Source organism: Telluria sp. RT2P19 (assembly GCF_059685725.1).
Window position 1 is genome coordinate 70,636 of the sequence record NZ_JCASIL010000024.1, and the last position, 20,733, is coordinate 91,368.

General features: G+C 67.0%; 25 protein-coding genes. 11 read left to right on the plus strand and 14 right to left on the minus strand.

All coding sequences use genetic code 11. The features are described 5' to 3' along the window. The 6 genes from AC56KW_RS23085 (at position 1) to AC56KW_RS23110 (ending at position 5,802) form a co-directional block, all read left to right on the plus strand. Positions 1-783 carry a hypothetical protein gene (locus AC56KW_RS23085; RefSeq protein ID WP_497172969.1) on the plus strand — a complete coding sequence of 261 codons (783 nt, stop codon included), beginning with the start codon at positions 1-3 and terminating at the stop codon, positions 781-783. After that, entirely contained in the window at positions 780-2,075 is a 1,296-nt protein-coding gene (locus AC56KW_RS23090; protein ID WP_497172970.1) for a glycosyltransferase family 4 protein, read from the plus strand. Before AC56KW_RS23085 ends, AC56KW_RS23090 begins: the two co-directional genes overlap by 4 nt. Then, on the plus strand, positions 2,068-3,336 hold the full coding sequence (locus AC56KW_RS23095) for a DegT/DnrJ/EryC1/StrS family aminotransferase (protein ID WP_497172971.1): 1,269 nt from the start codon (positions 2,068-2,070) through the stop codon (positions 3,334-3,336). Before AC56KW_RS23090 ends, AC56KW_RS23095 begins: the two co-directional genes overlap by 8 nt. Further along, positions 3,333-3,923: a sugar transferase gene (locus tag AC56KW_RS23100; RefSeq protein ID WP_497172972.1), complete on the plus strand. Its 591-nt coding sequence runs from the start codon at positions 3,333-3,335 to the stop codon at positions 3,921-3,923. The genes AC56KW_RS23095 and AC56KW_RS23100 overlap by 4 nt, the downstream gene beginning before the upstream one ends. A 19-nt stretch (positions 3,924-3,942) precedes the next feature. Next, positions 3,943-4,539, plus strand: coding sequence for a hypothetical protein (locus tag AC56KW_RS23105; protein WP_497172973.1), 597 nt, complete (start codon positions 3,943-3,945; stop codon positions 4,537-4,539). Between the two features lie 63 nt (positions 4,540-4,602). After that, positions 4,603-5,802: an acyltransferase family protein gene (locus tag AC56KW_RS23110; RefSeq protein WP_497172974.1), complete on the plus strand. Its 1,200-nt coding sequence runs from the start codon at positions 4,603-4,605 to the stop codon at positions 5,800-5,802. Between the two features lie 551 nt (positions 5,803-6,353). On the opposite strand, the gene AC56KW_RS23115 is transcribed toward AC56KW_RS23110, so the two are convergent. The 6 genes from AC56KW_RS23115 to AC56KW_RS23140 all read right to left on the minus strand — a co-directional run bounded on the left by AC56KW_RS23115 (position 6,354) and on the right by AC56KW_RS23140 (position 13,657). Then, positions 6,354-8,627 carry a polysaccharide biosynthesis tyrosine autokinase gene (locus AC56KW_RS23115; RefSeq protein WP_497172975.1) on the minus strand — a complete coding sequence of 758 codons (2,274 nt, stop codon included), beginning with the start codon at positions 8,625-8,627 and terminating at the stop codon, positions 6,354-6,356. A gap of 69 nt (positions 8,628-8,696) precedes the next feature. Then, positions 8,697-9,761 carry a polysaccharide biosynthesis/export family protein gene (locus tag AC56KW_RS23120; RefSeq protein WP_497172976.1) on the minus strand — a complete coding sequence of 355 codons (1,065 nt, stop codon included), beginning with the start codon at positions 9,759-9,761 and terminating at the stop codon, positions 8,697-8,699. Between the two features lie 265 nt (positions 9,762-10,026). Then, positions 10,027-11,877, minus strand: a complete 1,851-nt coding sequence (locus AC56KW_RS23125) for an energy transducer TonB (protein ID WP_497172977.1) — start codon at positions 11,875-11,877, stop codon at positions 10,027-10,029. Between the two features lie 104 nt (positions 11,878-11,981). Then, a complete protein-coding gene (locus AC56KW_RS23130) occupies positions 11,982-12,941 on the minus strand; it encodes an MBL fold metallo-hydrolase (RefSeq protein ID WP_497172978.1) in 960 nt (319 codons plus the stop codon). A 76-nt stretch (positions 12,942-13,017) separates the two neighbouring features. After that, positions 13,018-13,380, minus strand: a complete 363-nt coding sequence (locus tag AC56KW_RS23135) for a DUF5710 domain-containing protein (RefSeq protein WP_497172979.1) — start codon at positions 13,378-13,380, stop codon at positions 13,018-13,020. A 79-nt stretch (positions 13,381-13,459) separates the two neighbouring features. Beyond that, positions 13,460-13,657 (minus strand): phage holin family protein, encoded by a 198-nt coding sequence (locus tag AC56KW_RS23140; protein WP_497172980.1) that lies wholly within the window; start codon positions 13,655-13,657, stop codon positions 13,460-13,462. 154 nt (positions 13,658-13,811) lie between these two features. Between AC56KW_RS23140 and AC56KW_RS23145 the strand changes: the two genes are divergently transcribed. Continuing rightward, complete coding sequence (locus AC56KW_RS23145; RefSeq protein WP_497172981.1) at positions 13,812-14,543, plus strand: S24 family peptidase; 732 nt, start codon at positions 13,812-13,814, stop codon at positions 14,541-14,543. Beyond that, positions 14,540-14,827 (plus strand): hypothetical protein, encoded by a 288-nt coding sequence (locus AC56KW_RS23150; protein ID WP_497172982.1) that lies wholly within the window; start codon positions 14,540-14,542, stop codon positions 14,825-14,827. Before AC56KW_RS23145 ends, AC56KW_RS23150 begins: the two co-directional genes overlap by 4 nt. A gap of 6 nt (positions 14,828-14,833) precedes the next feature. Here AC56KW_RS23150 and AC56KW_RS23155 read toward each other — a convergent pair whose 3' ends face one another. Beyond that, positions 14,834-15,727 (minus strand): LysR family transcriptional regulator, encoded by an 894-nt coding sequence (locus tag AC56KW_RS23155; protein ID WP_497172983.1) that lies wholly within the window; start codon positions 15,725-15,727, stop codon positions 14,834-14,836. A 106-nt stretch (positions 15,728-15,833) separates the two neighbouring features. On the opposite strand from AC56KW_RS23155, the gene AC56KW_RS23160 reads away from it, so the two are divergent. Further along, positions 15,834-16,244, plus strand: a complete 411-nt coding sequence (locus AC56KW_RS23160) for a tellurite resistance TerB family protein (RefSeq protein WP_497172984.1) — start codon at positions 15,834-15,836, stop codon at positions 16,242-16,244. 161 nt (positions 16,245-16,405) lie between these two features. Continuing rightward, positions 16,406-17,455 (plus strand): DUF4214 domain-containing protein, encoded by a 1,050-nt coding sequence (locus AC56KW_RS23165; protein WP_497172985.1) that lies wholly within the window; start codon positions 16,406-16,408, stop codon positions 17,453-17,455. Positions 17,456-17,670: 215 nt separating this feature from the next. Here the strand turns inward: AC56KW_RS23165 and imuA are convergent, their stop codons facing one another. Further along, positions 17,671-18,369: a translesion DNA synthesis-associated protein ImuA gene (imuA, locus tag AC56KW_RS23170; protein WP_497172993.1), complete on the minus strand. Its 699-nt coding sequence runs from the start codon at positions 18,367-18,369 to the stop codon at positions 17,671-17,673. 99 nt (positions 18,370-18,468) lie between these two features. On the opposite strand from imuA, the gene AC56KW_RS23175 reads away from it, so the two are divergent. Then, complete coding sequence (locus tag AC56KW_RS23175) at positions 18,469-18,702, plus strand: hypothetical protein (protein ID WP_497172994.1); 234 nt, start codon at positions 18,469-18,471, stop codon at positions 18,700-18,702. Here AC56KW_RS23175 and lysC read toward each other — a convergent pair. From lysC to AC56KW_RS23205, 6 genes are read right to left on the minus strand one after another with little or no spacing between them, the layout of a single operon-like run. Further along, complete coding sequence (lysC, locus tag AC56KW_RS23180) at positions 18,629-18,871, minus strand: Rz1-like lysis system protein LysC (RefSeq protein ID WP_497172986.1); 243 nt, start codon at positions 18,869-18,871, stop codon at positions 18,629-18,631. The two genes, AC56KW_RS23175 and lysC, sit on opposite strands and share 74 nt — an antisense overlap. Further along, a complete protein-coding gene (locus tag AC56KW_RS23185; RefSeq protein ID WP_497172987.1) occupies positions 18,774-19,151 on the minus strand; it encodes a hypothetical protein in 378 nt (125 codons plus the stop codon). The genes lysC and AC56KW_RS23185 overlap by 98 nt, the downstream gene beginning before the upstream one ends. Further along, positions 19,148-19,636, minus strand: a complete 489-nt coding sequence (locus tag AC56KW_RS23190; protein ID WP_497172988.1) for a lysozyme — start codon at positions 19,634-19,636, stop codon at positions 19,148-19,150. Before AC56KW_RS23190 ends, AC56KW_RS23185 begins: the two co-directional genes overlap by 4 nt. Beyond that, positions 19,629-19,841 carry a DUF7940 domain-containing protein gene (locus AC56KW_RS23195; protein ID WP_497172989.1) on the minus strand — a complete coding sequence of 71 codons (213 nt, stop codon included), beginning with the start codon at positions 19,839-19,841 and terminating at the stop codon, positions 19,629-19,631. Before AC56KW_RS23195 ends, AC56KW_RS23190 begins: the two co-directional genes overlap by 8 nt. Before the next feature lie 48 nt (positions 19,842-19,889). Continuing rightward, the gene (locus AC56KW_RS23200; protein ID WP_497172990.1) at positions 19,890-20,123 is read right to left on the minus strand and encodes a phage holin family protein; all 234 of its coding nucleotides are present in this window, start codon (positions 20,121-20,123) and stop codon (positions 19,890-19,892) included. Beyond that, positions 20,120-20,584, minus strand: coding sequence for a hypothetical protein (locus AC56KW_RS23205; protein WP_497172991.1), 465 nt, complete (start codon positions 20,582-20,584; stop codon positions 20,120-20,122). The genes AC56KW_RS23200 and AC56KW_RS23205 overlap by 4 nt, the downstream gene beginning before the upstream one ends. Positions 20,585-20,733 lie beyond the last annotated feature (149 nt).

Below are 20,733 nucleotides of genomic sequence, written 5' to 3' on the forward strand. Positions count from 1 at the left end.
ATGAACACGCTCTTCAACCGCCTGTACGCCGACTACCTGATGCCCAGCCGCCTCGGCGCCTACGAGGCCCTACTGCGGGCGGCGAAGGATGCCGGATATGTCCAGGTTTCAGTGCGCTCCTTCTTTCGCGACCTGAACCGCCAGGCGCCGCCGCGCAAGACGCTGGTGCACCGCCATGACATCGACAGCGACTTGCGCACGGCAAAGAAGATGTTCGCCCTCGAGGCCCGCCACGGGGTCCGGGCCAGCTATTATTTTCGCCTGTGCACCCTCGACTACGGCTTCATGCGCGACATCGAGTCTGCCGGCAGCGAGGCCAGCTACCACTACGAAGAGGTGGCCGATTTCGCCAAGCGCCACCGCATCCGCGCGGGGGACGAACTGCGCTTGCGCTTTCCTGAAATCCGCGAGCTGTTCGCACGCAATGCCGGCCAGATCGCCGCGCGCCTGGGCGCGCCGCTGGCGACTGTGGCCAGCCATGGCGATTTCGCCAACCGCCGTCTCAAGGTGATCAACCACGAGCTGCTCCGTGATCATGCCCTGCGCAAGCGCTGCGGCATCGAATGCGAGTCCTACGACGCCGAGCTGTTGCGCGGCTTCGACATGTACATCAGCGACCGCAAGCATCCGGTCTACTACCTGCCGATGTCGCCCTTCGCCGCCCTCGGCCATTACGAGCGCATCTGCATGCTGACCCACCCGGTGCAATGGGAAACCAACTGGATCGAGAGCACCCGCTGCAACTGGCGACGCCTGGTCGAAGAGATGGAGTGGCGGATATGACGCATCTAAATATACTTCTCATCAATCACTACGCCGGCTCGGTCCATCACGGCATGGAATACCGCCCGTACTACCTGGCGCGCGAATGGGTGCGCGCCGGGCACCGGGTGCACGTGGTGGCAGCCTCGCATTCGCACCTGCGACGCCAGGCGCCTTCCATGGCCGGCCGCGACCGTAGCGACGAAGACATCGACGGCGTCCACTACGTCTGGCTGCGCACACCCGCCTACGCCGGCAACGGCGCCGGCCGGGTGCGCAATATGCTGGCCTTCGTGGCGCGCCTGTGGCGCGAGGCGCCGCAACTGGCGCACAGCGTCGCGCCCCAGGCGGTGATCGCCTCCAGCACCTATCCGCTCGATATCTGGCCGGCGCACCGCATTGCCCACCTGGCCGGGGCGCGCCTGCTGCACGAGGTGCACGACCTGTGGCCGCTGTCGCCGATGGAACTGGGCGGCCATTCGCGCCATCACCCCTTCATCATGCTGCTGCAGGCGGCCGAGAACCACGCCTGCCGCCACGCCGACGCCATTGTCTCGATCCTGCCCCGGGTGCGCGAGCACCTGGAGGCGCGTGGCATGGCGCCGCACAAGCTGCACCTGGTCCCGAACGGCGTCGATCCGGACGAATGGCCAGCCGCCACCACCCGTGCACCGCTTCCAGGCGCGCCGTCGCAGGGGCCGGAAGCCCTGCCTCCCGGCGTCGCTGCCCTCCTTGCCGGCCTGCACGCCGGCGGCCGGACGATCGTCGGCTACGCCGGCAGCCACGGCGTGGCCAATGCGCTCGACACCCTGATCGACGCCGCCCACCTGCTGCGCCAGCGGTCGGTTGCCTTCGTGCTGGTCGGCGCCGGGCCCGAGAAAGAGCGGCTGCGCCGGCATGCGCGCGCACTGGGACTCGATCACGTCTACTTCGCCGATCCCGTCCCCAAGCGTACCGTGCCGACCCTGCTGGCGGGTTTCGACATCGCCTTCCTCGGCTGGCGGCGCCAGCCGCTGTACCGCTTCGGCATCGCGCCCAACAAGCTGCTCGACTACATGATGGCGGGCTGCCCGGTGCTGCATGCGGTCGAGGCCGGCAATGATCCGATAGCGGTAACCGGCTGCGGCGTCAGCGTGGCCCCCGACAATCCGTCCGCCCTGGCCGATGGCCTCGTGCGCCTGCTGGCGCTCGACCCAGGGACGCGCCAGGCGCTGGGCGAGCGCGGCCGCAGCCATGTGCTGGAGCACCTGAGCTATCCGGTCCTGGCCCGCCGCTTCCTGACCGCACTCGCACCGGAGACCCGCCATGCATGACCAGACGCCAAGCATTCCCACCGACGCCCCCCCCGGCGTCGCGCACGATGTCGCCGACGGCAATGGCGGCGGCAACACGGACACCTTTCTGCCGTTCGCCTTGCCCGACATCGGCGAAGAAGAAATTCGCGCCGTCGAGGCCTGCCTGCGCTCCGGCTGGATCACCACCGGTCCCGTCACGCGCAGCTTCGAAGCCGCCTTCGGCAACTACCTTGGCGGCGAGGTCGAGGCGATCGCCGTCAACTCCGCCACCGCCGGCCTTCACCTGGCGCTGGAAGCGGCCGGGGTCAAGCCGGACGACGAGGTGATCGTGCCGACCATGACCTTCACCGCCAGCGCCGAAGTCGTGCGCTATCTCGGCGCCCGCCCCGTGTTCGTGGATAGCGACCCGCACACCCTCAACCTCGACCCGGCCGCCGTGGCCGCGGCCATCACGACGCGCACGCGCGCCATCGTCCCGGTCCACTTCGCCGGCATGGCGGCTGACATGGACGCCATCGGCCGGCTCGCGCGGCGCCACGGCCTGCGCGTGATCGAGGACGCGGCGCACGCCTTCCCGACCCGTCACCGCAACCGGCTGGTGGGCACGCTCGGCAGCGACGCGACGGTATTCAGCTTCTACGCCAACAAGACCATGACCACCGGCGAAGGCGGGATGGTCGTCACATCCGATCCGCGGCTGGCCGAGCGGATCCGCTGCATGCGCCTGCACGGCATCAGCCGCGACGCCTTCGACCGCTACGTCGCGCGCACGCCGTCCTGGTACTACGAGGTCGTCGCGGCCGGCTTCAAGTACAACCTGAGCGATATCGCATCCGCGATCGGCATCGAGCAATTGCGCAAGATCGACCGCTTCCAGCAGCGCCGCGCACAATTGGCGCACCGCTACGACGAGGCGCTGGCCGGACTGCCCCTGGTGCTGCCGGCACGTCCGGCGCCGGGTTCCGGCTCGACCCATGCCTGGCACCTGTATGTGGTACGCCTCGACCATCCGGCGCGGGACCAGGCTGGCCATGGGGCGGCGGGCAGCGGGCGCGACGCGCTGATCGTCCGGCTGGCCGAGCGCGGCATCGGTGCCAGCGTGCACTTCATCCCGCTGCACCGCCAGCCCTACTGGCGCGACAGCTGCGGCCTGCGCGCCGCCGACTTCCCGATTGCCGAAGCCGCCTTCGGGACGATCCTCAGCCTGCCCCTCTACACCCGCATGCACGACGCCGACCAGGAGCGGGTGATCGCGGCGTTGCACGACCTGCTCCCATGAGCAAGCGCGCGTTCGACCTGGTGGCGGCGCTGGCCGGCGTGCTGCTGCTGTCGCCGCTGCTGCTCGTGATCGCCCTGTGGATCAAGTGGGATTCGCCGGGGCCGGTGCTGTACCGCCAGCAGCGCGTCGGACGCGGCGCGACACTGTTTACGATCTACAAGTTCCGCACCATGCACCAGAGGCCGGATGCGGGGCCGGAACTCACCGTCGGCGCCGATCCGCGCGTGACGCACGCCGGCGCCATGCTGCGCCGCTACAAGCTGGACGAGCTGCCGCAGCTGTTCAACGTCATCAACGGAAGCATGAGCCTGGTGGGACCGCGGCCCGAGGTGCCGCGCTACGTGGCCCACTATCCCGAGCCGCTGCGCCGCATCGTACTGTCGGTGGCGCCCGGCATCACCGACTGGGCCTCGATCATGTACAAGGACGAGAATGCGGTGCTGGCGCGCGCGGGCGACCCGGAACGCGCCTATATCGACACCGTGCTGCCGGCCAAGCTCCAGTACTACGTGCGCTACGTGCGCGAACGAACGTTCTGGATCGACGTCAAGATCATCGTGCGCACGCTGGCCGCGATCCTGCGCTAGGCGAAGGGGCGAACGGGCGATGCTGCGCTTGCTGCACCTGGGCGACCTCGAAGTCGCGCTGCCGCTGGGAGCAGCCCTGGGCGCCTGGCTGCTGGCGGCCGGCGCCTGGCGCACCGCGCTGCGCTGGGGCCTGTGCTTCGTCGCCGCGCTGGGGTTGGTGGGCGGCAGCAAGATCGCGCACCTGGGCTGGGGTACCGACCTCGTCCTGCTCGAGTTCCAGGCGATCAGCGGCCACGCAACGCTGGTCGCCGCGCTCTATCCGTTCGCGGCCTGGGTCTTGCTGGTGCACCAGGGCCGGGTCGCGGCACGGGCTGGCTTGACGCTCGGCCTGCTGCTGGGCGCTGCGGTGGCGGCGCTGCTGGTCGCCAGCGGCGAGCACACGGGGCCGGAAACGCTCAGCGGCTGGCTGCTGGGCGCCTCCGCCAGTCTGCTGGGCGTGGCCTGGTCGGACGACCTGGCGCGCACGCGGCTGCTACCGGCCATGTGGTGGTCGCTGCCGGTGTTCGCGCTCGGCGCCTGGCTGATGGAATTCGCGCACATCGGCTACTGGATGATCCAGGTAGCCCTGGCGCTGTCGGGCAATAGCCGTCCCTATCCCTGGGATGCCTGCGGCTAGCCAGGGCCATTGAACGCCATTGAACTGCTTGTCTCATGTCTTCCCGCAGAAAGGAGCTCTGTCATGCCTTCCCTCTCTCTCCCGACGTTCCGCTGTCGTGCCCAATCCAATCTGCACGACCATCCCCTGCAATCGCTGGCGCTGTCGCTGCTGCGCGGCGTTGCCGCACTTGAGGTCGCCGCTGGCCACTTGCGATCCGAGATCTATCCCGGTCTGCGCGCGCTGCAGGATCCGACGCTCGCCTACCAGGTCGTCGCCTTCGTGACCGGCTTCGCCCACCAGGCGGTGGTGGTGTTCTTCCTGATCAGCGGCTGGCTGGTCGGCGGCAGCCTGATGAATCGCCTGCACCAGCCACATGCCCTCGCCAACTACGCGATCGACCGCGTGACCCGCCTGTGGACGGTGCTGCTGCCGACCCTGGCGCTGGTCCTCCTGGTTGGACTGGCCATCGGGACGGCGCAGCCGGGGGCGATGGACTTGTCGCCGGCGAATCCTTATTCGGCGTCCACTTTCATCGGCAACCTGCTCGGCCTGCAAACCTTTCTGGTGCCCAATTTCGGCGGCAACTATGCTTTGTGGAGCTTGACGTATGAAACCTGGTACTACGTCCAGTTTCCGCTGCTGGCCCTGGTCCTGTTCGGCCACGGCCGCTTCAAGCGCGCCGCCTGCGCGGTAGCCTTCGTGGTGCTGGTGATCATCCTGCCCAAGATGATCTCGATGTACTTCATGCTGTGGCTGCTGGGGGCGGCATATTCGCGCATCGAACTGCATTGCGGGAACGGCATGCGCCTGGTGCTGGGCATGCTGACGGTGGGACTGTTCAGCTATTACCGCCTGACCGGCAACAATAACGAACTGGTGCCCGAATCCTTCGTGCAAGACATGATCTGCAGCGTGCCGCTGCTGCTCTTGTTGTCCTCGCTGCACCAGCCAGTCGATTCGTCGTCCCCACGCTTCGGGCGCATCAATCGCATCGCGACCTTCTTCTCCGACTTCTCGTTCACCCTGTACGTCACCCACCTGCCGCTGATTTTCCTGGCGATCCACATCGGTGGCGCGGCATCCGGGCGCGAACAGCTCAACCCCTTCGTGACGATGGATTACGTCTGGTATGGCGCGATCCTGCTGGCCCTGGTCGGCTTTGCCTATATGTTCTACCTGGCGTTCGAGCGCAATACCTTCCGCATCCGCAGGGCCCTGAAGGATTGGCTGCTCGCGCCACGTGCGAACCGTCCGGCCGTGACCGCCCTTTCGCCGGACTGAACAGACCATGCGGGCCGGTAGCGGCGCCGGCCAGCCTATCCAGACCTGCCGCGACAGAGGCATCCACGTCGCAGCGCGTCGTCGCGCGCCTCGACTTTCCGGATGCGAAGCGCTGCGCCATGGCGACCAGGCCAACGACCGTTCACCGTCCACAGATTCCGATAACCGGCTACCGGCAACCGGCTATCGGCTATCGGCTATCGGCTATCGATTATCGGTTATCGGCTATCGGCTATCGGCTATCGGCTATCGGCTATCGGCCGTACGGATCCTCGCAAAGTCGCCATGCATGCAAGGCTTAAGGTAGTGCGGCGATCAAAAAGAAGCGTGTCCACAGAGCCGGCAAGGTGCGGCTGCGCGCGGCTACGCACGGAATGTGGACGATTCGCGGGCAGCTTGGGGGACGCCTCATAGCCGGCTCCTGCCGTGGCGATGGCCATTCAGGATGCGATTGCAGACCCGCCGGCGGGGATACGTTGCCAGCGCCGGCGCGACCCGTTTCAAGGATGCGCCGACGCCCCTCTCATACGGGCGCGGCGTACCGCTCGCCATCAGGCGGCGTAACCCAACTGCGCCGTCCCATACTGCGAGCGATCTTCACCCAGGCGCAGGGCCATGTCGTTGAACAGCACACCGCGCGGCGAGATGCCGGCATGATTGAGACGCTTGATCGACTCGTTGATCTGGTTCTCGGTGGTCACACCGGAACGGGCGACGATGAATACGGCGCCCGCATGCGCGCCGATGATGAGGGCGTCCGCCACCGCCAGCAAGGGCGGTGGGTCGAGCAGCACGAGGTCGTAGTGGCCACTGACCAGCTCGAGCAAATTGCCCAAGTTCAGCTGCAACAGGAATTCCGCGCGGTTGGTCGGCAATTCCCCGGTCGGGATGAAGTCCAGGTTTTCCATGACGCTCCGGTGGATGACCTCGTCGACCGGCATGGCCCCCGCGATTGCCCGTGACAGCCCGCGCGCGCGCTCGACGCCAAAGTAGCGGTGCAAGTGGCCGTTGCGCAGGTCGGCGTCGATCAGCAGCACGCGCATGCCACTGGCTGCCATCACCGCCGCGAGGTTGGCGGTCACAAACGATTTACCCAGTCCACGCGTGGGCCCGGCGATCATGACCACGTTGTTCTTGAAGTGCGGCATCGAGAAGCGCAAGGCGGCGCGGAAGCTGCGCAGGCTCTCGACGGCCGGGTCTTCGGGAAGAATCTGGGCCAGCAATGGCAATCCGCCGTCCGGCTTGACCTTGCGCATCAGCTTGTCCTCGTTGCCGCTGTGCGGAATCGAGGCGTACACCACCCGCGCCCGCAGCATGCGCTCGATCTTGGCCGGATCGTCGATCCCGCCGCGCATGGCTTTGCGGGTGAAGGCGATCAGGGTGCCCAGAAACAGACCGGTGACCACCGCCAGCGCGACGATCAGCGGCCGGTTCGGCTTGATCGGCCGCTCGGGCTCGATCGGCGCATCGACCAGCCGCACATTGCTGACCCTGCCGACCGAGATCAGGCGCAGTTGCTGCGCCGTGTTCGACAGGGCCGTGTACAGGTCGGTGTTGACCTTGATGTCGCGGGTCAGCCGCGCTTCGTCCTGCTCCATCACCGGCAGGGTGCGGATACGGGCGGCGATCGCCTCGATCTCGGTCTCGACTTCGCGCCGCTGACGGTTGATCGCGGCGACCACCGGGTGGTCTTCGGTGAAGCGGGCCAGCAGCTCGGTCTTTTTCTGCATCAGTTCCATCCGACGCGCGCGCGCGGCCGCCGCCTGCGACAGGCTCATGCGCGCTTCTTCGCGCAGGTCAACGGTGCCGTGGGCGTTGCGGAACTGGTTATAGCGGTCTTCGGATTGTTCGAGCTGGCGTTTCAGGATCGGCAGTTGCTGGTTCAGAAAGGCCAGCGATTTTTCGGCCTCCTCGGTCTTGCGCGCCAGGTTCTGGCGCATGTATTCGCGCCCGATCTCGCTCAGCAGGCCATTGATGCTGTCGGCGTCCTGGCCCTGCAGCTTTACTTCGATGACGCCCGACTGCTTGCCCTGCTCGGTGATGACCATCGAGCGCTGAATGCCCTGGATAGTGCCCAGGCGCGACTTGCGCTTGATCTTGAAGCGCGCACCGGGATTGCCTGCCATGCGGTCGACCTTGATCTCGACCAGCCCGTCCGGCGTCTGCACCCGGTAGCGCTGGCCGACACTGGCGTCAAAGGCGATGCGCTGGCCACCGCCGGAAAAGCGGTAGCGGTTGCCGGCGCGCGCGGTGATCACGAATTCGCGGTTGAGCCAGCTGTCGGGCACCTCGAACACCGACACCGTGGCGCGCTCGCCTCCCCACACGAAGCCGCCGTAGCCGAACAGTCCAGGACTGGACAAGGCGCCGCCGTTCTGGTTGGCGAACCATGAGCCCAGCACCGGGAAGTACTTGGGCTCAACCTCGACGTACAGCTGCAGGTTGTCGACCGCGCGCGAGACGACCATGCGCGAGCGCAGCAGCTCCATTTCGGCGATCGCCGCCTTCTTGGTCTCGAATAGCGAGGAGGCTTCGCTCAGGATGTTCTTGGAGGCGTTCGGGCTTTCTTCCTCGACGTGGATCATGAGGTTCGCCTCATAGACCGGATTGGCCACCAGCGCATGGAGGACGGCGACGATCGTGACGATCGCGGTGATGCTGCCGATCAGCCAGCGGCTGTCGTACAGGGTGTTGAGATAGCCTTTCAGGTCGACCGTGGATTCCTCGGGCAAGGGTTCGGGCGGCCGCGGGTCGAACGGCACCGACAGCACTGGCGGACTGTGCGCGACATGCTTGAGCGAATGCGCATCGTGCGAGCTGGTCATGGCGAGACTCCTCGGGGCGACTCTGGGTGACTCTAGGCAGCTGAGGGCGACTGAGAGCGGTCAGGATGTTCAGGGACGATTCGTGACGCCGACGGCATTCGTCAGCGCGCCGGGGAACAGCAGGCTCAGGTGCCGGTTCCAGTTCGCCAGCGGCGACGCGGCGACATACACCACGTCCTTGGGCCGCAACTCGAAGGTCTCGGCCATCGCCAGCGCCCCGGAGTCGCGGGCATCCAGCCGGAACACGCGGGTGCGCTCCGGGGTCTTGCGCACCACGTACACCTGGCGCGCGTCGCCGCTCAAGGGGCTGATGCCGCCCGTCTCGCCCAGCGCCTCGTTGAGCGTGAGCCGGCCGTCGTGCATGGTGAGCGCCTTGGGGGTGATCACCTCGCCGGAGACGAATACCTTGCTTTCGTCGCGCGAGTGCACGCGTACCAGGTCGCCGTGGGCCAGGAGAATGGCGCCCGGATTGACGCCCTTCTGGACCAGCTCGCGCAGGTTGACGTGGTAGCGCTTGTCGCCACGCTCGATCACGAGGCGACTCTGGTCGGCGTTGGCTTGCATGCCGCCGGCGCGGTTGAGCGCCTCGACCAGCGTCATGGGGAGATCGTCGATCGCCTGCAGGCCGGGCGTGCGCACCGCGCCATCGACGTACACGCGGCGGCTGCGGTAGGCCTGCACGCGCAAGGTGACGTTCGGATTGGCGATATAGCGTGCCAGTTTGCCGGTGAGCAGCGCGCGCGCTTCTTCCTCGGTCTTGCCGTCGAGGCCAAGCAGGCCGATCAGGGGAAACTGGATGCGACCCCGGTGGTCGACCGCGAAACCGGGCGGCGTCGCATTGGGCTGCACGACGCCGCTATCGGCGACCGAGGTGGCCATGGTCATGCCGCCGGCGGCCAGCTCGGGATGATCCCAGACCACGATCGACAGGATGTCGCCGCGCCCGATGGTATACGGTGGCGGACGGGTCTCAAACAAGGGCGAGAGGTCTTGCCGGGCCAAGCCGGCGACGGCCGCGCGCTCGCTCTCGATCAGCGTCTCGGTGATCAGCTCGGTGGGCGGCGGCGCTGCGGCGTTGGGCCCGCCGGAACGGGCCGCCTCGCCGAAGCCGATGCCGGTCGCACAGGCGGACAAGACGACACAGCAGGCGAGACAACCAGCAAGACCGGGGATGAGACGATCCACGCAGGCGACGGCGCGGCGCGGTATATCCCTTGTTGCAACTGATCTGAACCAAGCCATGATTGTTGCCTATCAAAATAGACGCGGTAGATGAACGTTTCAGTTCAGGGTACGGCGTTTATTGGGCTTGGCTTTGCAGCGCATCAAACCGCGAACAGCGGCGTTGACCGGGCCTGGCGCCGCGAGCGGGCCCGTGGCGAGGCTCGTACAGAGCGGCTCAGCGCATCTCTTCGATCAGCTTGAGTCCGTCCGTGAAGCGCCAGATGCGGCGGATCTCGATGATGTCGAAGCGCGCCGCGACGTTCGGCGGGAACGCGGAATAGCGGGCGTTCAGGCGCACGAAGCGGCGCACCGCGTCGTCCATCTCGGCCCGGCCGCTGGAGCGCACGATGGTGACCTCGTCGACGCTGCCGTCACTGCGCAGCGACAGGCTGACCAGGGGATCGATGCGCACGTCCTGCAGCGTCAGGCGGGCGCCGCCCATCACTGCATTGCGCTCGAGCTTCTGGCGCACGCTGTCGACGTACAGGCGCAGCGGCGCATCGCGTTCGCCGCCGTCGGCCAGCACCCGCCGCCCGCCGGCCGCACGCTCGGCCGGCGTGGCCGGGGCAGCCACGTTGGGGATGGTCACGCCGCGCAGCAACTCGCGCGCGCGGCTGCCGGGCAGGCCGGCCAGCGCGCCGGCGCCTGGCCGGCTGCCGGCGCCGCTGTCACTGCCCGGGCCCGGTCCCGTTCCCTGTCCGACACCCGGACCCACCGGCATGGATTCCAGGCCCGCCCCCCTGGCGGGACCGGGCGCCTGCGCCGGCATCCGCTGGGCGGCGGCCTGGCGCACGGCCTCGTCCGCCTGCTGGCGCGCCAGCCGTTCGGCCTCGGCGCGTGCCTGCTGTTCGGCCTCCCTTGCCGCCTGCTGCCGGGCCTGCTGTTGGGCGAGATCTTGCGCCAGCTTTCGTGCGCGCTCGTCGGCCTGCCGCTGCTGCTGCGCCAGTTCGTCGAGTCGCCGGCGCTCGGCCGCCGCTTGAGCCAGGCGCTCGGCCTCGAGGCGTTGCCGTTCAGCGAGCTCGCGCTCCTGCGCCTGCTGTTGGGCCAGGCGCGACGCCTCTTCCTCGGCGCGCTGGCGTGCGGCCAGTTCGTCCTGGCGCAGCAGCGCCTGCTCACGCTCGGCCTGCTCCCCCGCCCGGGCCTGCTCCCCCGCCCGGGCCTGCTCGGCCTGGGCGCGCAGGTGTTCGGCTTCGCGCTGCTGCGCGATCCGCGCATCTTCCTCGGCCACACGCTGCTCCTCGACCCGCTGCTGCGCGGCCCGCTCCTGCTCGGCCCTTCGCTGCGCGGCTCGCTCCTGTTCCACCCGCTCCTGTTCCACCCGGTCCTGCGCCAGGCGCGCTTCGGCGGCGTCACGCTCGGCCCGGGCTAGTTGCTCCTGTTCCGGCGCCTGGTCGGCCAGCTGGCGGCGCGATGCTTCCTCGGCCGCTTGCGCGACGGGGTCGGGGCCGGCCACCTCGATCTCGGTCGCTGGCGCCGGCGGCTCGATGTCGGCGTTGTCTGCCAGCACCGGCTCGTCGGGCGCCGGTTCGGGGCCGATCTCGGGCAAGGGGACGGCAACGGTAAACTCGGATGTGGGATCGGGCGCGGCGGCGATGAGCAGGGGCGGCACATCGCGCAGCCTGCGCTTCGGCGCGGGCGGCTTGGCGCGCTTGAGCCGCTTGGCCTGCGCCGGACGCGCCTCGGCCTGCACGCGCGGCGGAGGTGGCGGTGGCGGCAAGTCGACCAGGCGCAAACCGCGCGTCGGCGCGGGCGCAGCTGGCGGCGCCGTGGGCGGCAACGGCACTGGCGGCAGGGCCGCGATCGGCGTTTCAGGCAACGGCGCAGGTATAGGTGTAGGCACCGGCAACGGAGACGGCGCCAGTGCAATGCTGATCGGTCCGCTACCGCCCGGGTCGAGGCCGGGCACGCCGAACTGCAGCGACAGCAGCAAGCCATGCAGCACCACCGAAGTGAGGATACCCACGCCCAGGCGGCGCTCGCTGCGTGCCTGGTCGTGTGGTCGCCTGCCAGCGGTCGCCTGGGTCATGTCGTCGCTTGCGCAATATTGTCAAGCTGGCATCTTAGCGCTTTCTCAGCAGTAATGCGAGCAGCGCACGATTCACTTGCGCCGGATGGTGGACCTGGAAGCGTTCAGCGTGCCTTCCTGCTGAAGGTATACGTCTCGCCATGCGCCAGGTACACCACGTCGCGTTCGAGGCCGGCGGCCTTCACTTCGCGCGCGAAGTCCTCGAGCGGCGACTTAAAGACATCGTAGTCGTTGTAGTGGATCGGGATGGTCTTTTTTGGCCGCACCACCTGCATCATGCGCACGCCGTCCTTGCCGTCCATGGTGACTTTGACGACGCCCAGGATGCGCGTGCCGCCCAGGTGCAGCAGGGCCAGGTCGATGCCGGGAAAGCGTTCGGGCACCATCTTGATGTCGTCGATCACCAGCGTGTCGCCACTGATGTACATGCGGTAGTCCGGCGCCGCCGCATCCGGCCCGAAGTCGAGCACCGAACCCATCACCTTCGGCAGCAAGGCGGCCACCCCGGCCGGTCCGTGGCGCCCGGGCGTGGCCGTGACGCGCAGGCGCGCCTCGCCTTTCGTGACGTCCAGCCGGTCCCAGGGACTGAGCCCGGTGACGCGGGTAAAGCCCAGCTTCTTGAGGCTGGCCGCAGCCTGCCGGGTGCTGACAATGGGCACCGCGCGATCCAGGCGCTTCTGCACCAGTTGGTCAAAGTGGTCGCCGTGGAAATGCGACAGCACCACCAGGTCGATGGGTGGGAGTTCGTCGAAGGAGATCGCCGGATCGGTCTTGCGCTCCGACGTCAGGCCGTAGCCGAGGTGCACGTGGTCGCCCTTGTGCAAGAAATTCGGATCGGTCAGGATCGTGAACCCCTGATAGCGGATCAATACGGTCGCGGTGCCGATGAACTGCACGCTGCCCTGCGCCGCATCCACCGCAGCGTCCCCGGCCGCAAGCTGCAGGGTGGATACCTGCCCTTGTTGCCCGCTCTGCGGCGCCTGGGCCTGGGCCTGGGCGCCGGCCGTGACGCCGGACAATCCGGCCAGGAAAAAGCTGGTGCATAGCAGACGGCGCAAGCGCATGGACGGTCCTCCGGCTGATGGCGAACCAGGTGATCCGCCTGCCCTCACGCTAGCACGAAGGCCCGGGCGGCGGCGTTCACTTGCTCGATGTGCCCGGCATCGACCCGACCAGGGCCTTCAGCCCTGCATGCGCCTTGGCCCAGGGTGTGTCCGCCAACTGCTGCGCGCAACTCGGGCACGCCTGCATCGGGTCGCAATCGTGGGCCAGCTCGACGTAATTAATCCCGACCACGGTCTTGCCCTGGTAGCTGTCGACCCGGCCCGACCTGGTGGCCGCGCCAGGCGCGGCGTCGCCGCCCGGCCCGCCGTCGAGCCACTTGGCGAACGGCTCGGCGGCGACGCCGTCCGGCACGTACCAGCGGCGGCGGGTGGGGTTCCAGCGGGCGCCGAGCGCCTTCGCGGCGTCTTTCTCGGCATAGGGGACGGTAAGGAAAACCATGGGACGACGTGCTCCGGAAATCGTTGGCGATGCGGACCGCTATTCTACAGGTCCGCCAGCGGCGAGGGTTGCCATCGCTTTACTTGTCCTGGCGGCGACGGGCCCGGGCCGCATCGCTCTCGCGCTGCTCGCGGCGGTCCTTGCGCCAGGTGTACACCAGGTTGACGAGCGCGCCCAGCACGCCGGTCAGCATGCCCACCAGGATGCCGAGGTCGGATAGCGTCAGCGACGTGGCCATGTCGGCGCCGAGCAGGCGCAGGTAGGTATCAATGATCATCGTGTCTCCTCTTGTTTTGCACCAGAGCAGCGCAAGGGAAACGTCATAAATCCCTGAGCCACCTCAACGCAGTTGATGAAAGTATAGAAAAACTATACCACAATAGTAAACAAAAACTATACCTCTCAGTATAGTTTTCCTATACCATGGCGTCATGGATCTTCAGACGATGATTGCGGGTTGGGTCAGGGACGCACGCACCGCCGCCGGCCTGTCGGGCACGGCGCTGGGTGCGCGGCTGGCGCTCGAGCTCGGCACTGAACGCGGCAATACCAAGGCCAATATCTCGCACTGGGAAAACGAGAAGCACAGCCCCAACCTCAAGCAACTACTGGCCATCGCGCGGGTCACGGGCAGGAGCCTGCCGCCGGAAATCCTGGCGCCGATGTCGGGGGCGAACGACACCACGCACCCGGCCGGCGTGACGAATGCATTGCGCGTGGTGGCGGCCGAGGGCGAGGACGACGGCTTCATCCAGATCCCGATGGTGAAGCTGCGGTTGTCGGCCGGCATCACCGGTTACCAGGCCGAGCCGGAAAGGCGCGATGGCGGCACGCTCGGCATGCGCCGCACCTGGCTCGAGCGCAATCAATACAATCCCACGCACCTGATCGCGATCTACGTCAAGGGCGAGAGCATGGAGCCCTCGCTGTACGCTGGCGACATCGTCGTCATCAACACGCTCGACACCAAGCTCGTCGACGGCGCCGTGTACGCGTTCAACTACGAGGGCGAGGCCGTGGTCAAGCGCCTGGCGCGCGATGCCGGCCAATGGTGGCTGACCTCGGACAACGTCGACCAGCACAAATACCACCGCAAGCTGTGCCAGGGCGGCGAATGCATCGTCATCGGCCGCGTGGTGCGCAAGGAAAGCGACCGCATTTGAAGCTTACCGGCGGCATCGTCGACCTGCGCGGCATCCGGATGGCTGTCGTGTTCGCCGAACCGGCCATGCTGCAGGCCGGCGCGGGCGCCGCCCTGCTGGCCCGGCTCGGTGCGTGGTTTCCGCGGCTGCCCATCATGCTGGTGGCGCCGCGCGCGAATCCTGTTCTGGCGTATGCGCAATTCGATACGCGCGCGCTGCTATCCGAACTCGACCTGGCCGGCATGGTCGAACAACAGATCGACCTCGATCGGCCGCCGCCGGACGACACCGCCCTGCCGTTCTGACAAAGCCTATACGCCAAAGGCGCTTACGGCCCGCTCCAGGATGCGCCGCAGCGCCGGATGATGCACGCGCCGCTCGACCGTCACTGCATAGATCTGCTCGACGATCGCGTCGACCACGCCCACCTGCTCCAGTCCGTACTGCGCGCACAGCGCCTCCGCCAGCACGGTCGGCGCTGCCATGAAGCCGGCGCCCGCGCCGGCAAAGGAGCCGAGCAAGGCGCCATCGTCGAATTCACCGACGACGATCGGGCGCAGCCCATGCGTTTCGAGCCAGGCCTTGAGCCGGCTGTGCAGGGCCGCGTCCTCGCCCGGCATCAGGAATGGTGCTTCCTTCAGCCGCTGGGGGAAGGGGCCGGCCCAGCGCCGGCAGACCTCGGGATGGGCGAGCACCGCCACCGTGCTCGAACCGAGCAGGTGGCTGTGGCCGCGCACGCCGCCGCCGGGCGGCAAGCCCTGGTCCGAGATCAGCAGGTCGAGCCGGTGCGCGCTCAGGTCTTCCATCAGGTCGGCGAAGCGCCCTTCCCGGCACACCAGGTGCATGGCCAGGCCGGCGTCGCGCGCTGGCTGCAGCAGGCGAAACGCCATCGTCTTGGCGATCACGTCGCACAGGCCGACGCGCAGCGTTTCCGTCTCGGTGAACACGCCGCGCCGCACCGCCTGTTCGAGCTCGTTGCCGAGGCTGAAGATCTGGTCGGCATAGCGCAACACGGTCTTGCCGGCCTCGGTCAGCGCCAGTCCGCGTCCCTTCTTGCGCAACAGTTCTTCGCCGAGCTGGTCTTCCAGCACCTGCAACTGCGTACTGATCGCCTGCGGCGACACGTGCAACTGCTCGGCGGCACGGACGACGCTGCCCGCTGTCGCGACCGCGTGAAAGTACTGGAGGTGCTTGTAGTTGATCATGTAACACCACCAAAAAACAGGGTAATTTTGAAAGATTATTCGATTTTACTTTCGAATGGCAGCGCCGTATATTGATGACTCCAGTTCTTTTAGAAGCGAGGAAGCAATGAGAAGTTATCCCACCAACAGCCCGAAGGCCATGAGCCGCCTGCTCGCGCTGGCCATGATCGTCGACGGCCGCATCGCACCGCAAGAGCTCAAGAGCCTGCATCGCAGCGGTGTGCTCGGGGCGCTGCGGGTGAGCGAAGACACGTTTGACGATACGGCAGGCGAATTGACCCAGGATTTGCTGGCGTCCAGCGTCGACCGCGCAGCCGGCATGGTCGAGATCGAAGGGGCGACGATCGACCGTCTGCTGGGAGAAGTGCAGGATGTGGCGCTGCGCGCTATGGTGCTCAAGGGAATGCAGGAGATCGTGCGCGCCGACAGCGTCATCGACCACCGCGAGCGCAGGCTGCTGCGCCGTGCGATGCACGCCTGGGCCGACGCCCAAGCCGATGCCGCCAGCACGGCGTGACCGCAAGCGGAGCGGCGACACGTCAATCCGCCGCTCCACCCTGCAAGCAGTGAAGACATGCTTGCAACCGGGGCGCCACCGTTACAAAGCGACACCAATTCAACATCGTGTGACGCTGGCCCAGCCATACAATGAACACCTCACTTCGCGCGAGGTCCATCATGGCCAACGACTCCAGCCGGGATGACCGGCACCACCTGACGCCGTCCGAGATGGACTGGGCCTGGCAGCTCGACCTGCGCCCGGTCATCGACCCGGAACTCGGCCAGTACTACGGCCGCACCGCGCACCACGGCACCCACGATCCCTACGCTAGCCAGGACGACATCTTCGTCTTCCACGCCACCCGGGGCATGGCCTACACGGTCCAGAGCAGCAGCTACTTCGACCCCGTCGACCTGCGCATCTACGACGACGATGGCCGGGCAATCGCCAGCGACGACGGTAGCGGCGCGTATGGTTATGACTATGCCGCGTTCGTCGCGCCATATACCGGCTGGTACTACGTCGACGCCTCGTGGACCCAGGATTATTACGACACCTATGTCAGCGTCAACGTGTACGAAGACCGGGCGCCGGCCTACCCGCCAACCAACACCATCGCCGGCACCAGCGGCCACGACATGCTGTATGGCACGCGCTCGGACGATTTCGTGGACGGTGGCGCCGGCATCGACACCTTCGTGCTGGAGGGCTATCGCGACGAGTACGCTATCAGCGTGCGCGGCGGCATGATCACGGTCACCGACCGGCTGGGCCTGGACGGCGTGGATAGCTTGCGCAACGTCGAGCGGCTGTCGTTCGAGGACGGCGTCTATATTTCATTCGAGACCACGGGATTTCCGGCACAGGCGTATCGCCTGTACCAGGCGGCCTTCGACCGCGCACCGGACAAGGCTGGCCTGGGATTCTGGATCGGGCATTTGGGTGAGGGGATGCGCCTGGATACCGTGGCGCATGCCTTCGCTGGCTCGTCCGAATTCAAGAGCCTGTACGGCGCCGGGGCCAGCAACGCCGACCTGATCACAGCGATGTATGCGAACGTGCTCGACCGTGCGCCCGATGCGGACGGCTTCGCCCACTGGAAGAATGCGCTCGACAGCAAGGCGCTGGACGTGGCCGACCTGCTGGCGGCATTCAGTGAAAGCAGGGAAAACCAGCTCAAGGTCATCGGCTCGCTGGAGGCCGGCTACGAATTTATCGTGACCTGAACAGGAAGCGCATCAAGTGTAGCGAGAAGTGGCCCGCCCTGAGGGAATCGAACCCCCGACCCACAGCTTAGAAGTCAGACGCTCTATCGTCTTTTTTGGCAATCGAATCAAACTCTTGCACTGCACCCCCTGCGCTATTCATTCACTGATTGTGCTGATGTAAGTGCTTGATTCGATTGATTCCGAAAAGTTTGAATAGCGCAGCTTTCTAGCTCCTACTGATGGATGGCTGGCTCTGCCACAGCGTACGCCGGCACGGTTTGGCGGTGCGGCTGAACATGGCGCGCCGGGGTGATCACAAGCGGCAGGAACAGCGGCTCATCGCGCTGCGGTCCTCGCCGCTTCACGAACCCGAGCTCAATGCCGCCGGCCTGCGGGCGCAGCGCTAGGCGCAGCGGTGCCGGTGATGGATCCTGCGCGGCGGCGAGCGGCCGCATCATGAAGAACAGCGTCTCGCCCTCCTGGGCCGCCAGCGTCAGGCGTCGCTGACTCTCCGCGCGGACCTGGTGCTGCCAGAACAGCAGCGCGCCACAGCTCCCGCTACGCAGCACCTGCTCAGCCGCCCACAGCGCGTCGGCGGTGCGGTCCGCGCGCAGCCACAGCGCCGACTCTGGCGGGATGCCCATCGCGGCCAGCGCCAGGGCCTGCGGCGGATGCGGTGGCTGCAGGAAAGCGATCTGCCTCTTCGCCACTTGCGACAGCGCCGGCGCCAGCAGGCGCAGCTCGCCGATCCCTGGCTGCTGGGTAAGCAGGTCCGTCATCGATCCGGTTGGCCAGCCGCCTCCGGGCAGCTGATTGTCGAGCGCTTGGTGGCCGGTGCTGACGCATCTCGAATGGTTGCGCGCCAGCTGCGAAGCACGCCAGAGCGCCGGGTGCAGGTCTTCGGGATTGATCTTCGCGGCTGAGGTGAGCATAATTGACTCTCCGAAATACTGTACGTTTATACAGTATAGCAGCGCAACGCCACTGATATCGATCAAACATGAATGCAGCCGTGGTGCGATCATTCATTCATGAAATCCCGAACCGATCAGCTCACTTCTGCCCATGTCGACCTAGCTATCTATACCGCAGCAGCGTTTGGGGTCCGCGCCGGCGCACGCGAGCTGGCCGAGCACGTGATTCCGATCGAGGTCGCTCTGCGGATCCTGCTCGACCCGACAAAGCGCAGGGTCACTGCGGCCAGGCTTGAACTGTTTTCGCATGGCGAGCCGCGCATTCCGCATACTGCCGCAGCAGGTCGATAGCCCAGGCCTGCCATGCGTCGAAGTCGTCGGCATCCGGCCGCGCCACCTGCGGGCACGGCGCCGCCAGCGCGCTATCGAGGGATGGCCTGGTTGGCGGCGTCGATTGCGGCGTCGAGGTTGCGCACCCGGACAGGATCAGGACGGCAATCAGCAGGCAGAGGCTTCGCATTGCGCAGCTCCTTGGTGAGCGCCGTCATGCGCGGCGCCAGGGTGGATTGGATGGTGGCGAACTCGGTCGCGGCCTGGCGGATCTTGGCGGCGTCGGCCTGGATGTCGGCCAGCGCCTGCTCGGATAGGGTGGCGCGGAACTCGGCGTGCGCCTGCTGCAGTTCCGCCAGCTCGCCACTGTGCCGCCAGCCATTCGTGAACCAGCCGGCGGCGCCTGCCAGGATCATGGCCAGCACCAGGGCGAGGCCGGCGGACAGCGTGCGGTATGGCGCCGGGATCATGGCAAGTCCCACAAGCACAGCTCGCGCTCGGCCTGGCGCCGGCGCGTAAGGCCGCGCACCTCCTTGCCGCCGACCTTATTCCAGAGCAACAGCGCATTGCACGCGCCTGTCATGTCGCCCGCATTCGTCAGGCGCGCCATGCTCGATCCGCAGAACCCGCGCACCCCGATGTTGTAGGCGGCGTCCACGAATGCGACCTTCTGGCCGTCGGTCAGGCGCGCGAGCGGGATGCACTGAGCGATGCCAAGCGCGTGCCGCTCCAGATCCCGGTCAAGCTGCTCCCGGCATTGCGCCGGCGTATAGGTGCGGCCCCAGGCTGCATCCTCGGTGGCGCCGGTGCAGTACGTCAGCACGCCGCCCATGTCGCGGTACGTGGCGTATTTCGTGCCTTCGAACTCCGGGGTGAATGTGAGCAGAACACTCGCGGCGATGGCGCCGACCAGGGCGACCAGGCCGCGGCGCTGGGTGGTTGCGCGCTCAGCCATTGCCGGTCACCGAGGGTTGCGCCACCACGCGAGCGATCGCGGCGCCGAGCGAAGTCAGGCCGGCGGCCACCACCAGCAGCGGCGCGGTACCGGTCGCATACAGGTGCATGCCGGCCTCGACGGCCGAGGCGATGGCGGCCAGCAGCGCGAAGCGTACCGACCAGAGTTTCGGGAACTGCTTGCGTGCGTCTTCGATGAAATTCACGGTATGTCCTTTCGAGTTGGGCGCCAGCGCGCGGCCGGCGCAGGATGGTTACTTGATCGCCTGCGCCAGCTGCGCCAGGCGCACCTCGCGCTCGCGCACCTCGAGGTCTGCCAGGCGCTGCTCGCGAGCGTTCTTCTTCGCCGTGTACCAGGCGTTGAGCCCGAACGTAAGCAGCGCGGTCACGATGCCGACGATGATGCCGACCTGGGTCAGCGTCAGCGACGTGCCGATCGCGACGGCGCCGCCGGCGTAGCTGCCCATTTCAGGCGGGGTAATCTTCATTGCGGCCTTTCGACGGGCGTAAAAAAACCCGCCGGAGCGGGCTGTTGCATGAGGGTGAGCGCACTGGCCAGCGTGCCGGGCGAGTATCGCCAGGGGTCCGGGATGCCGAGCGCGGCGGCCACTGCCTCGGAGCAAAACCAGCGCTCCCGGGAATGCGGGATCGGCGACAGCACGAACTGCAGGTTGCCCAGCAGGTCGTACTTCGCGCCGCGGTGCGCCTTGAACCAGGCCTCGGCGCCCTGCTCCAGCTCGGCCGGCAAGTCGATCACGACCCAGTTCGCCGTGTCGACGTCGATTGGCTTGTCGCGCACACCGCCGTCGGCGAAGCTGGCCGACCAGGCCACGCCCGTCGACAGCACCAGCTCGACGTGCGAGAACTCGCTGCGGGTCCACCAGCAAACGAGTCGGTTATAGATGCCGGCCAGGCCAGGACGGGTACCCCTGTAGAATGCTGCTTCCATTGCAGCCCCACTTAAGTACCGTATTTCTGGTACATGTTCGCGACCAAAGCATCGATCTCCTCGTTCGAGAGCGCCCTGGCGTATCGCCGCAATTCGGCGATGCCGCCCTTGAAGCCGAAGCCATTCGCCGTTGCTTGTGCCGTGCTCGC